This is a genomic window from Salinarimonas chemoclinalis (genome assembly GCF_041514305.1).
GTDB classification, from domain to species: Bacteria; Pseudomonadota; Alphaproteobacteria; order Rhizobiales; family Beijerinckiaceae; genus Salinarimonas; species Salinarimonas chemoclinalis.
On record NZ_JBGMWH010000019.1, the window covers coordinates 57,059 to 68,053 of the forward strand.

A 10,995-nucleotide genomic window follows, 5' to 3' on the forward strand; every position below is an offset into this window, starting at 1 on the left:
TCGAGCGCCGCGCCGTCCGAGGATCGAACGAGATGGCCGAGATCACCTTCCGGACGCGGAGCCCCTTCACGCTCGCCGACATGGTGCGGGGCGACGCGCCCGAAACCACCGCCAAGGGCGTCCTGCTCACGCCGGGCGCAGTCGCCACGGCGAAGTCCCTGCCCGCCGTGGTGATCCTGCCGGGGCTCGGCGGCATCATCGCCGAGCGCGAGATCCGCTACGCGAAGCGGCTCGCCGGGGAGGGCTACGTCGCGCTCGCGGTCGACACGTTCGGCAGCCGCGGCGCGGCCTATGCGAACCACTCGCTTCGCGCGCTCCGGGTCACCGAGACGATGATGCTCGCCGACGCCTTCGCCGCGCTCGCGCACCTGGTGCGCCTGCCTATGGTGGACCCCGCTCGCGTCGCCGTTATGGGCTTCTCCTACGGCGGCATGATCTCCGTGCTCGCCGCCTACCGCCAGATGGCCGAGCTGTTCTGCGCCGATGGACCGCGCTTCGCCGGCCACGTCAGCTACTACGGCTGCTCGGTGCCGCGCTTCGACGACACGACGACGACCGGCGCGCCGGTCGAGATCTTCCTCGGCGCGCTCGACCGCAACGTGAACCCGGAGCGCTCGCGCGAGATCGCCGAGGACCTGCGCCGGGGCGGCTCGCGTGTGGGCTTTCACCTCTTCGAGAACACCTACCACCAATGGGATTCCCAGAACGTCGAGAGGACGTTCGTGCGCTTCTCCCTCTATTCCTGCCGCTTCGCGGTGGATCGGAAGAACCGCCTGCGGGACCTGCGCACGCGGCTTCCCATCGCGGGCCGCGTCTCGCGCACGCTTGCGCTCGCCGCCAACGCCGATCCGCGCGGCTACCACATGCTGCGCGACGAGGGCGTGACGGCGCGCACCGACGCGCGGCTCTCGGAGTTCCTCGAGGAAGCGCTCAGGCATCGCCCGCGGCGGCCGGCGGCACGCGATGGCGGTGCACGAACGGCGCCTGCGCGGCGATGAAGGCGAGGTTCGCGGGCAGGACGGCGAAGGTCTTGAACGCCACCCAGACGTCCACGGGAAAGAACCGCCAGGTGATCTCGTTGAGGACGCCGAGGAGGATCAGGTACGCGCTCGCCCGCAGCGTCAGCACCCGCCAGGCCCGCGTGCCGTCGAGGACGAGGGATCGGCGCAGCACGCTCTTCAGGACGAGTCGCCCGGCGGCGAGGCCGCCGAGCAGGATCGCGGCGTAGAACCAGTTCATGACGGTGGGCCGGATCATGATGATCCAGGACTCCTCGGCGAGGAGGCTCGCGGCGCCGAAGGCGAGCACGACGAGCGTCGAGGCCAGCGGCGTGAGCGGCACGCGGTGCTCGCGCAGGAGGTTCGCCGCGAGCGCGAGCACGGTCGCGCCCATGAACACGCCCGTGCCGACGAAGATCCCGCCCAGCTGGCTGCCGACGAAGAAGGCGACGAGGGGCCCGAGCTCGTAGGTCAGCCGCTCCTTCAGCCGCAGGACCGGCACCGCCGCCGCGGCGGGGGTCGTCTCTCGCGCCATCGCGTCCATCCGCGCTCCCGGGCGTCCCGCGCGGCGATGGGGCCGCGTCGAGCACAACGGTGGGCGGGGAACGGCGTTCCGGCGATCCGGTCGCGGAGCGGCGTCGCCTCACCCCGGCTCGCGCAGGGCCGCGAGCAGGCGCTCGCATTCCATCAGCTCGTCGAGGGCGCCGCGGAGCGTGCGGGCGGCCTCGTCGGAGAGGACGGTCTCGCGCTCGCGGTTGGCGAAGGCGACCTCCTCGGCGGTGTCGGCGCCGCGCTCGGCCTCCGCGCCCTCGCCGGTGAGGGACGGCTCGACCTTGGCCTCGCCCCGGCCGACGGCGGCCACGAAACGCACGCCCTCGCTCTTGAGGATGCGCTGCACGCCCTTGATCGTGTAGCCCTCGCCGTAGAGCAGGTGGCGGATGCCGCGCAGCAGGTCGACGTCCTCGGGCCGGTAGAAGCGCCGGCCGCCGCCGCGCTTGAGCGGCTTGATCTGCGCGAACTTGGTCTCCCAGAAGCGCAGGACGTGCTGGGGGACGTTGAGGTCCTCGGCGACCTCGCTGATCGTCCGGAAGGCCTCGGGTCCCTTGTCCATGCCGCCCTCCGCTCGCGTCCTCGTGGCCGGCTCAGTCCTCGCCGTCCGCGACGCTCTCGCCGTTGATGCGCGCCTTGAGCACGTTAGAAGGCTTGAAGACCATGACGCGCCGCGGCTCGATCGGCACCTCGACGCCGGTCTTGGGGTTGCGGCCGATCCGCTCGCCCTTCTCGCGCACGACGAAGGAGCCGAAGGAGGAGAGCTTCACGGTCTCACCGCGCTCGAGGCAATCGCAGATCTCGGCGAGAACCGATTCGACCAGCGCCGCGGACTCGGTACGCGACAGGCCCACGCGCTGGTAGACCGCCTCGCACAGATCAGCGCGCGTCACCGTCCGTCCCGCCATCAGATGAGCCCCCTCGTCCGCCGCTCACGTCCCGAAACGCTAGGCCCTGGCGCGCCGTGAATCAACAGTCCGCGCGACGACAATCGCGCGCCCGCTACCAACGGATGAGGGCGCTGCCCCAGGTGAAGCCGCCGCCGATCGCCTCCAGCATGACGAGGTCGCCCCGCTTCAGGCGCCCGTCCCTGGACGCCACGTCGAGCGCGAGCGGGATCGAGGCCGCCGAGGTGTTGCCGTGGCGATCGACCGTGATCACGACCTTCTCGCGGGCGATGCCGAGCTTGTCGGCCGAGGCGTCGATGATGCGCTTGTTGGCCTGGTGGGGCACGAACCAGTCGAGCTCCTCGGCGCTCGTGCCGGTCGCTTCGAAGGCGGCCTCGACCACGTCGGTCACCATGCCGACCGCGAAGCGGAAGACCTCCCGGCCCTCCATGCGCAGGTGCCCGGTCGTCCCCGTCGAGCCCGGGCCGCCGTCGACGTAGAGCTTGTCGCGGTAGCGCCCGTCCGAGCGCAGCTGCGTCGTCAGCACGCCACGATCCGCGCTCGTGCCGGTCCCCTCCTGCGCCTCCAGCACGATCGCGCCCGCGCCGTCGCCGAACAGCACGCAGGTGGTGCGGTCCGTCCAGTCGAGCAGGCGCGAGAAGGTCTCGGCCCCGATCACCAGCGCCCGGCGCGCCGAGCCCGAGGCGAGGAACTTGTCGGCGACCGCGACGGCGTAGACGAAGCCGGTGCATACCGCCTGCACGTCGAACGCCGCGCCGTGATGCATGCCGAGACCGGCCTGGATCATCGTCGCCGTCGAGGGAAAGGTGTGGTCGGGCGTCGAGGTGGCGCAGACGATGAGGTCGATGTCGTCCGCGGTCATGCCGGCGTCCGACAGCGCCGCCTTCGCCGCGGCGAGGCCGAGCGTCGAGGTGGTCTCGCCCTCGGCGGCGATGTGGCGGTTGCGGATGCCGGTGCGCTGGACGATCCACTCGTCCGAGGTCGCGACGATGCCCTCGAGATCCGCGTTCGGGACCACCTTCGGCGGCAGGTAGGAGCCGCAGCCCCTGACGACGGAACGCACCTTCATCACGGTCTCTTCCTCACGCCGGCGGGACGGCCGGCGTCTCCTCGAGCATGTCCCTGATGGTTCGCATCAGGTCGAAATGCGCCATGTCGTAGGCGATGTCGATCGCCGCCGCGACGCCCTTGGCGTCCGCCCCGCCGTGGCTCTTGATGACGACGCCCTCGAGCCCGAGGAAGACGCCGCCGTTGGAGCGGCTCGGGTCCATCTTGGCCTTCAGCGCGTCGAAGGCGCTCTTGGCGAACAGGTAGCCGATCTTGGCCATCAGCGAGCGGCTCATGGCGCCGCGCAGGTACTCGCCGAGTTGCTTGGCCGTGCCCTCGGCGGTCTTGAGGGCGATGTTGCCGGTGAAGCCCTCGGTGACGACGACGTCGACCGTGCCCTTGCCGATGTCGTCGCCCTCGACGAAGCCGTGATAGGCGAGGTGCGGGAAATTCCCCTCGCGCAGCATGCGCGAGGCCTCCTTCACCGCCTCGATCCCCTTGATCTCCTCGCGCCCGACGTTGAGCAGGCCGACGAGCGGGCGCTCGAGGTCGAAGACGATGCGTGCCATCGCGGCGCCGAGCACGGCGAGGTTCACGTAGTGGCTGGCGTCCGCGCCGATCGAGGCGCCGACGTCGAGCACGATCGATTCGCCCCTCACGGTGGGCCAGATCGCCGCGATGGCCGGGCGGTCCACCTGCGGCATGGTCTTGAGGCAGAACATCGCCATCGCCATCAGCGCGCCGGTGTTGCCGGCCGAGACGCAGACCTGCGCGTCGCCGTCGCGCACCGCCTGGAGGGCGAGCCACATCGAGGACTTGTAGCGGCCGACCCGCAACGCCTGGCTCGGCTTGGCGTCCATCGTCACCGAGACGGCCGCGTGGCGCAGCTCGGTGGCCTCCTTCAGCTTCGGGTGCGCGGCGAGAATCGGCGCGACGACGGCCTCGTCCCCGTACATGACGAAGCGCATGCCCGGATGGCGCTCCAGCGCGAGCGCGGCGCCCGGCACCACCACGGACGGGCCGTGGTCGCCGCCCATGGCGTCGAGCGAGATCCGGATGGTCTTCGTCATCGTCAGCGCGCGCGTGCCTTCGCGAGGGTGGATCGGGGCCGATGGAGCGTGGGCGAAAGAGCCCGGAACATAGCGACCCGTTCCGGCACCGCAACCGAAATCTCCCGCCGCGCTCGGAAGGGCGCGCCGGGAAGATGCGCGCTGGGATCAGTGCCGGCGCCGATCCCGGACGCGCGATTCCCAATCGAAGCCGCCGTAGGACACGATGTGAACGAAGACCTCGCGCTTCGCGTCGTCGACGCTGAAGGCGATCGAGCCGCGCGGGCTCGCCCCGATCACGCGCAGGCCCGAGAAGAGCTCGGTCCTGAGCGTGCCTCGGTGCGGCGTGTCGGCGAGCGCCAATGCCGCTTGGCGCAGCTCGCGGAGAATCTGCTTCGTGGTCGCCGCCCCGGCGTGCGGCCGCATGCTCCGCTCGATGGCGCGGAAGTCGTCATGGACCCGCGGATGGAGCCGGACCCGGTACCGCTTCACTCGTCGTCCAGCCCGAGCTCCGCGGAGATCGCGGCGAACGCCTCCTCCGCGTCCACGTACTCCTCGAGAGGCGTCGCCATCCGCTCGCGGAGGACGTCTTCCATTGCGCGGAGCATGAGCCTGCGCTCCTCCTCCGCCCGCATCATGTCCTCGATCGCGGCCGCCACGCCGGCGCTCGCCGTCGCGAAGACGCCGTTCTCGACCTGCTCCATGAGAAACCGGTGATGGCGTTCGGTGAAGCTCAACGTCGTCTTGATCGTCATGTCGCGCTCCAGTAGTATGACTAAATCATACTCCATCCCGCTGCCGGCGGCAAGACGATGAGCCCGTTCAGGGCGCCGCATCGCCCTCCGCGACCGGCTCCGCCCCCTCGTCCATCGCCCCCTTGGCCCAGCCCTCCTTCGTCTCGGCGACGAAGTCCTCCAGCCGCCTCTCGCGGATGGCCTTGCGCAGGCCGGCCATCAGGTCCTGGTAGTAGGCGAGGTTGTTCCAGGTCAGCAGCATCATGCCGAGGATCTCGCTCGACCGAACGAGGTGGTGCAGGTAGGCGCGGGAGTAGGCGGTGGCCGCCTCGCATTTGGAGCCGGCGTCGAGCGGGCGGGTGTCCTCTGCGTATTTCGCGTTCTTGAGGTTGAGCCGGCCGGAGCGGGTGAAGGCCATGCCGTGGCGGCCGGCGCGGGTCGGCATCACGCAGTCGAACATGTCGACGCCGCGGCGCACGGACTCGACGATGTCGTCGGGCGTGCCGACGCCCATGAGGTAGCGCGGCTTGGCGGGCGGCAGGTGCGGCTCCACCGTCTCGACCATCGAGAGCATGACGTCCTGCGGCTCGCCGACGGCGAGCCCGCCGATGGCGTAGCCCTTGAGGTCGAGCCCGACGAGCTCGCGCGCGCTCTCGACGCGCAGCCGCGCGCTCGCTCCGCCCTGCACGATGCCGAACATGGCCTTGCCCGGCTGCTCGCCGAAGGCGATCCGGCAGCGCTCGGCCCAGCGCAAGCTGAGGCGCATGGCCTTCTCGACGGCCTCGTCCGTGTTGGGCAGCTTCACGCACTCGTCGAGCTGCATCTGGATGTCGGAGCCGAGCAGGCCCTGGATCTCGATCGAGCGCTCGGGGGTGAGCCGGTGCATCGAGCCGTCGATGTGGGACTGGAAGGTGACGCCGTCCTCGTCGAGCTTGCGCAGTCCCGCGAGCGACATGACCTGGAAGCCGCCGGAATCGGTGAGGATCGGCCAGGGCCAGTTCATGAAGGCGTGCAACCCGCCGAGCCGGGCGATGCGCTCCGCGCCCGGGCGCAGCATCAGGTGGTAGACGTTGCCGAGCACGACGTCGGCGCCCAGCGCCTTGACCTGGTCGGGGTACATCGCCTTGACCGTAGCGGCGGTGCCCACGGGCATGAAGGCCGGCGTGCGGATGACGCCGCGGGGCATGCGCACCTCGCCGGCGCGGGCAGCGCCGTCCTGGGCGGAGACGGTGAACAGGAATTCGTCGCTCATGCGCTTCCTTTCGCCACCCGCATCAGATGAGCGGGCAAACGCGTCATCACGAAGATCGTCGCGGACGCGGCCTCGCGCGCGTCGAGCGCGAGGCGCTCCTCCCAAGTGATCGGCGTGCCGTCCTCGTTCAACGCCTCGGGACGCGGCTGCGCCTCGACGCCCAGCGCCCGTGCCGCCGTGACCAGGGCGCGCAGCTTCGGGCGCAGGAAGCTCACCGGCGTATCGAGGTCGCGCAGCCGCTCGACCTTCTCGTCCAGCGAGCCGCGCCAGCGCTGGCCGAGCACGCGGTACATCCAGCTCAGGTGCCGGTCGAGCACGCAGGCCGAGAGGGCGATGCAGCTCATGTGCCGGCCCGAGACGTAGGCCGAGACGAGCTCGCGATAGGCGACGCGGTCGACGCGGCCCATCTCCGGCGGTGGCGGGCCGATGAAGCGCTCGACCCACTCCGCGCGGCGCAGCACGGCGTCCTCGTCCTCCGGGCCGGTGACGATCGCGTAGTGCAGGTCGACGTCGCGTGCCCGCACCGGTGCGGCCGGCCTGCCGAAGAGGTCGGCGGCGGGCTCGGCGCTCATCGCCCGGCTCCGGCGTCCGCCCGGCACAGCAGGCTCGAATCGCCGAAGGAGTAGAAGCGGTAGCCGCTCGCGATCGCGTGGGCGTAGGCCGCGCGCATGGTCTCGAGGCCGGAGAAGGCCGAGACCAGCATCATCAGGGTCGAGCGCGGCAGGTGGAAGTTCGTCATCAGCACGTCGACCGCGCGGAAGCGGAAGCCAGGGGTGATGAAGATGTCGGTATCGCCGGAGAAGGGCGGGATCGTGCCGTCCGCGCGTGCGGCGCTCTCGATGAGCCGCAGCGAGGTGGTGCCGACCGCGACGATCCGCCCGCCGCGGGCCCTCGCGGCGTTGAGCGCGTCCGCGGTCTCCGCGGTGATCGTGCCCCATTCCGCATGCATGCGGTGGTCGGCGGTGTCCTCCGCCTTCACCGGCAGGAAGGTCCCGGCGCCGACGTGGAGCGTGACGAAATGCCGGGCGATGCCCCGCGCGTCGAGCCGGGCGAACAGGTCGTCCGTGAAATGCAGGCCCGCCGTCGGCGCGGCGACGGCGCCCGCCTCGCGGGCGTAGATCGTCTGGTAGTCCCGCGCGTCGCGGGCGTCGGCGGCGCGCTTGCCGGCGATGTAGGGCGGCAGCGGCATCTCGCCGATGCGGGCGACGGCGAGGTCGAGGTCGGGGCCGGAGACGGCGAAGTCGAGCACCACCTCGCCGGCCTCGCCCTTCTCGGCGACGACTGCCGACAGCGCGCCGAATTCCGTTCCCGCGTCGCCGAGGACGAGCGGGTCGCCGGCGGCGAGCTTCTTCGCGGGGCGGGCGAAGGCGCGCCAGCGGCTTCCCCCCTCGCGCTTGTGCAACAGGATCTCGACGCCGGCGACCGCCTCGCCCCGGGTACGCCGCGCGTGGAGGCGCGCGGGGATGACGCGGGTGTCGTTTAGGACGAGGACGTCGTTCGGCTCCAGCAGGTCGGGCAGATCGCGCACGATCCGGTCCTCGAGGCGGGCGTCGGCGCTCGCGCCGGGCCGCACGACGAGCATCCGCGCGGCATCGCGCGGCTCGGCGGGGCGCAGGGCGATGCGCTCGTCCGGCAGGTCGAAGGCGAAGTCGTCGACGCGCATGGTCCTCCCCGCGACAGGCGGCGTCTTGTGACGCCGCCCGCCCGCGCGGTCAAGCCGAGCCGGCTCGCCGGCTCGTCAGGGCTTGTAGACGCCGCCCGGCACCGCGGTCGCCGCCTGCGGGCGGTCCCAGCGGTAGGTCAGCGACACCGAGACGACGTCGATCGAGGGCTCGGCCTCGCCGCGGTAGACGACGGGGGCGGCGAAGCTCGGGTTGCCCGACCCCGGCGACAGGTTCACCGGTGCATCCTTCACGAAGAGGTGGGAGTACGCACCGTCGAGGCGCAGCTGCTCGGTCAGCTGGTAGCCGAAGCCCGCCGAGAGCCACAGACGGTCGTTGTCGGAGATGATCGTCGTGCGGACGCGATCGGACACGGCCGACCACTCGTAGGCCACGCCGCCCCGCAGCGTCAGCCGGTCGTTCCAGGCGTACTCCACGCCGCCGGAGAGATAGTAGCTGTCCCGGTACTGGAAGCTCAGCGTCTGGATGACGGCATTGTTGGCCGCGAGGCGGATCGGGATGTCGTCGAAGACGCTCCAGTTGGTCCACTCGCCGCCCAGATGCACCGTCCAGCGATCGCCGAGCCTCTGCGAGTAGCCGACGGTGATCGAGTCCGGCAGGTGGAGGCGGGCGTTGATCGGCAGGTTGGCGCCGGGCTGCGAGATCGTCCCCTCGAGGTCGTGCTCGACGGCGGAGCGGTAGCCGATGCCGAAGGTCGCGCCCTCCCAGGGCGTCAGCGTCGCTCCGACGCGGAAGCCGAGCGCGATGTCGTCGCCTTCCAGGATGGACGTCGCACCGTTCGCGAGCGCGCGCTTCAGGCTGATGTCGATGTACTGCGCCTGCACCGCGGCGCCGAGCGCGAGCATGTCGTTGACGCGCCAGCCGATCGTCGGCGCGACGTTGATGGTCCGGATCGACGCCGACCGGTTGTAGAGTCGGCCGACGAAGTTCGGGTTGTCGGGCTTGGAGCTGAGACCGTAGGGCGCGCCCGTCGTCCAGCCGATGTAGAGGTCTCCGACCTGGAAGTTCGTGTAGGACGCGGGGACGAAGGCGCCGTTGCCGCCGATGTTGCCGCTGTTCGGCTGGAGCCCGAGGGCCGCCGCCGTCGCCAGGGTCTGCGGGTCGTTCGAGGTGAACGCGGCCCGCGGCAGGATGTAGGTCGCGTTGAGCTGGCTGTTGCGTCCCGGGAACATCGTGATCGTCGCGGGATTCCAGGCCATGGCGCCGAGGCCGATGCCACCGGACGCCGCGCCCGCGAAGGAGAGGCCGAGACCCTGGGCGCTCTGACCGGAGCGCAGCGAGAAGGAACTCGCGCTCGCATTCCCGGCGGCAGCGATGGCGGTCGCCGAGACGGCGGCGAGGACGAGAGCCTTTCGGAAGGGTGCCATGGTCGTTTCCTGCGGTTCTTGTGCGAGCGCACGCTCGATTCGTTCATAGGTGAACGATCATCTCCGGGCGCGGCGCGGCGCGCAACCTCTGGGACGAGGTCGCTTCGGGTCCGCATTCCCATCCACCCCGGGCAGGCGATTGGCGAAGGGAGCCGATTCACGAGACGCGCCAGTCGCTTGATCATGGCTCCTGCGCACCGGGTCGAGCTTTCCGCCTGGGACGATCGTCCGTTTCGCGTTCTCGAGCCGCCGAAATTCCGGCGCTCGTTGCGCGGGAGCCACACCGCTCGGCGCCGGCGCGGCCCTGCCGAGCGGGTCCATGCGCCTCGCGTGGTTGCCAGGCTCGCCCCGCGCGGCCAATCTGCGCGCCGACAGGAGGACCACATGAAGCTCGTTCGATATGGCGCGCCCGGCGAGGAGCGTCCCGGACTGATCGACGCCGACGGCGCGATCCGCGATCTCTCCGGCGAGATCCCCGACGTCTCCGGCCCGGTGCTCGCGCCGCAGACCCTCACGCGCATCGCGGCGCTCGACCCGGCCTCGCTGCCGAAGGCGCCCGACGGCGTGCGGCTCGGCGCCTGCATCGGCGATGTCGGCCACTTCATCGCGGTCGGCCTCAACTACGCCGATCACGCCGCCGAGACCGGCTCGCCCATCCCCGCAGAGCCCATCCTGTTCTCGAAGGCGCCGTCCTGCATCGTCGGGCCCACCGACGACGTCATGTTGCCGAAGGGCTCGCAGAAGACGGACTGGGAGGTGGAGCTCGCCATCGTGATCGGCCGGCGCGCGAGCTACGTCGCCGCCAACGAGGCGCTCGACTACGTCGCGGGCTATTGCGTGTGCAACGACGTTTCGGAGCGCGAATACCAGATGGAGCGGGGCGGGCAGTGGATGAAGGGCAAGTCGGCCCCGACCTTCGGCCCGCTCGGCCCCTGGCTCGTCACCGCCGACGAGGTGGGCGACCCGCAGGACCTCGCCCTCTTCCTCGACGTGAACGGGCAGCGCATGCAGACGGGCTCGACGCGCACGATGATCTTCTCCTGTGCGCAGCTCGTCTCCTACATCTCCCACTTCATGGCGCTCGAGCCCGGCGACGTGATCACCACCGGCACGCCGCCCGGCGTGGGCCTCGGCATGAAGCCGCCGCGCTACCTGAAGGAGGGCGACGTCGTGCGGCTCGGCATCGAGAAGCTCGGCGAGCAGGAGCAGCGGGTGCGGGCGTTCGCCGGCTGAGGCGCCCGACGGGGGGAGGGCGGTGCGCGTCCGGGCGCGCGCATCCGCTCTTGCGCGCGCCGGCCGAACCGGTTATCCCCCTCTCACGTCGGAGCGTAGCGCAGCCCGGTTAGCGCACTTGTCTGGGGGACAAGGGGTCGTGGGTTCAAATCCCGCCGCTCCGACCATTTTCTCTT

Annotated in this window: 13 protein-coding genes and 1 tRNA gene; 3 read left to right on the top strand and 11 right to left on the bottom strand. The window is 70.9% G+C overall.

The features are described 5' to 3' along the window. Nucleotides 1–32: 32 nt before the first annotated feature. A complete protein-coding gene (locus AB9M23_RS19845) occupies nt 33–998 on the top strand; it encodes a dienelactone hydrolase family protein (RefSeq protein ID WP_372426326.1) in 966 nt (321 codons plus the stop codon). Here the strand turns inward: AB9M23_RS19845 and AB9M23_RS19850 are convergent. From AB9M23_RS19850 to AB9M23_RS19900, 11 genes are all read right to left on the bottom strand, one after another. Further along, nucleotides 931–1,533 carry an inner membrane-spanning protein YciB gene (locus AB9M23_RS19850; RefSeq protein WP_372426327.1) on the bottom strand — a complete coding sequence of 201 codons (603 nt, stop codon included), beginning with the start codon at nt 1,531–1,533 and terminating at the stop codon, nt 931–933. The two genes, AB9M23_RS19845 and AB9M23_RS19850, sit on opposite strands and share 68 nt — an antisense overlap. A gap of 108 nt (nt 1,534–1,641) precedes the next feature. Beyond that, nucleotides 1,642–2,109, bottom strand: a complete 468-nt coding sequence (locus AB9M23_RS19855) for a MerR family transcriptional regulator (RefSeq protein WP_372426328.1) — start codon at nt 2,107–2,109, stop codon at nt 1,642–1,644. Nucleotides 2,110–2,140: 31 nt separating this feature from the next. Beyond that, entirely contained in the window at nt 2,141–2,455 is a 315-nt protein-coding gene (locus tag AB9M23_RS19860) for an integration host factor subunit alpha (protein WP_372426329.1), read from the bottom strand. 94 nt (nt 2,456–2,549) lie between these two features. Further along, nucleotides 2,550–3,527 (bottom strand): beta-ketoacyl-ACP synthase III, encoded by a 978-nt coding sequence (locus AB9M23_RS19865; RefSeq protein WP_372426331.1) that lies wholly within the window; start codon nt 3,525–3,527, stop codon nt 2,550–2,552. A 10-nt stretch (nt 3,528–3,537) separates the two neighbouring features. Continuing rightward, the gene (plsX, locus tag AB9M23_RS19870) at nt 3,538–4,572 is read right to left on the bottom strand and encodes a phosphate acyltransferase PlsX (protein ID WP_372426332.1); all 1,035 of its coding nucleotides are present in this window, start codon (nt 4,570–4,572) and stop codon (nt 3,538–3,540) included. A 147-nt stretch (nt 4,573–4,719) separates the two neighbouring features. Next, nucleotides 4,720–5,043: a type II toxin-antitoxin system RelE/ParE family toxin gene (locus AB9M23_RS19875; protein WP_372426333.1), complete on the bottom strand. Its 324-nt coding sequence runs from the start codon at nt 5,041–5,043 to the stop codon at nt 4,720–4,722. Continuing rightward, complete coding sequence (locus AB9M23_RS19880; RefSeq protein ID WP_372426334.1) at nt 5,040–5,387, bottom strand: hypothetical protein; 348 nt, start codon at nt 5,385–5,387, stop codon at nt 5,040–5,042. Before AB9M23_RS19880 ends, AB9M23_RS19875 begins: the two co-directional genes overlap by 4 nt. Further along, entirely contained in the window at nt 5,374–6,537 is a 1,164-nt protein-coding gene (gene tgt / locus AB9M23_RS19885) for a tRNA guanosine(34) transglycosylase Tgt (RefSeq protein ID WP_372426336.1), read from the bottom strand. Before tgt ends, AB9M23_RS19880 begins: the two co-directional genes overlap by 14 nt. Next, on the bottom strand, nt 6,534–7,109 hold the full coding sequence (locus AB9M23_RS19890; RefSeq protein WP_372426337.1) for a hypothetical protein: 576 nt from the start codon (nt 7,107–7,109) through the stop codon (nt 6,534–6,536). Before AB9M23_RS19890 ends, tgt begins: the two co-directional genes overlap by 4 nt. Next, nucleotides 7,106–8,200: a tRNA preQ1(34) S-adenosylmethionine ribosyltransferase-isomerase QueA gene (queA, locus tag AB9M23_RS19895; RefSeq protein WP_372426338.1), complete on the bottom strand. Its 1,095-nt coding sequence runs from the start codon at nt 8,198–8,200 to the stop codon at nt 7,106–7,108. The genes AB9M23_RS19890 and queA overlap by 4 nt, the downstream gene beginning before the upstream one ends. Nucleotides 8,201–8,275: 75 nt before the next feature. Further along, on the bottom strand, nt 8,276–9,586 hold the full coding sequence (locus tag AB9M23_RS19900) for an OmpP1/FadL family transporter (RefSeq protein ID WP_372426339.1): 1,311 nt from the start codon (nt 9,584–9,586) through the stop codon (nt 8,276–8,278). A gap of 384 nt (nt 9,587–9,970) precedes the next feature. On the opposite strand from AB9M23_RS19900, the gene AB9M23_RS19905 reads away from it, so the two are divergent. Together AB9M23_RS19905 and AB9M23_RS19910 are read left to right on the top strand one after the other, a co-directional pair. Continuing rightward, nucleotides 9,971–10,819 carry a fumarylacetoacetate hydrolase family protein gene (locus AB9M23_RS19905; protein WP_372426341.1) on the top strand — a complete coding sequence of 283 codons (849 nt, stop codon included), beginning with the start codon at nt 9,971–9,973 and terminating at the stop codon, nt 10,817–10,819. An 89-nt stretch (nt 10,820–10,908) separates the two neighbouring features. Further along, a tRNA-Pro gene (locus AB9M23_RS19910) sits at nt 10,909–10,986 on the top strand. Nucleotides 10,987–10,995: the final 9 nt, after the last annotated feature.

Bases quoted from the DNA above. Each gene is read 5' to 3' on its own strand.
- AB9M23_RS19845 (WP_372426326.1), top strand. From the start codon at position 33: ATGGCCGAGATCACCTTCCGGACGCGGAGCCCCTTCACGCTCGCCGAC.
- AB9M23_RS19850 (WP_372426327.1), bottom strand. From the start codon at position 1,533: ATGGCGCGAGAGACGACCCCCGCCGCGGCGGCGGTGCCGGTCCTGCGG.
- AB9M23_RS19855 (WP_372426328.1), bottom strand. From the start codon at position 2,109: ATGGACAAGGGACCCGAGGCCTTCCGGACGATCAGCGAGGTCGCCGAG.
- AB9M23_RS19860 (WP_372426329.1), bottom strand. From the start codon at position 2,455: ATGGCGGGACGGACGGTGACGCGCGCTGATCTGTGCGAGGCGGTCTAC.
- plsX (WP_372426332.1), bottom strand. From the start codon at position 4,572: ATGACGAAGACCATCCGGATCTCGCTCGACGCCATGGGCGGCGACCAC.
- AB9M23_RS19880 (WP_372426334.1), bottom strand. From the start codon at position 5,387: ATGCGGCGCCCTGAACGGGCTCATCGTCTTGCCGCCGGCAGCGGGATG.
- tgt (WP_372426336.1), bottom strand. From the start codon at position 6,537: ATGAGCGACGAATTCCTGTTCACCGTCTCCGCCCAGGACGGCGCTGCC.
- AB9M23_RS19890 (WP_372426337.1), bottom strand. From the start codon at position 7,109: ATGAGCGCCGAGCCCGCCGCCGACCTCTTCGGCAGGCCGGCCGCACCG.
- queA (WP_372426338.1), bottom strand. From the start codon at position 8,200: ATGCGCGTCGACGACTTCGCCTTCGACCTGCCGGACGAGCGCATCGCC.
- AB9M23_RS19900 (WP_372426339.1), bottom strand. From the start codon at position 9,586: ATGGCACCCTTCCGAAAGGCTCTCGTCCTCGCCGCCGTCTCGGCGACC.
- AB9M23_RS19905 (WP_372426341.1), top strand. From the start codon at position 9,971: ATGAAGCTCGTTCGATATGGCGCGCCCGGCGAGGAGCGTCCCGGACTG.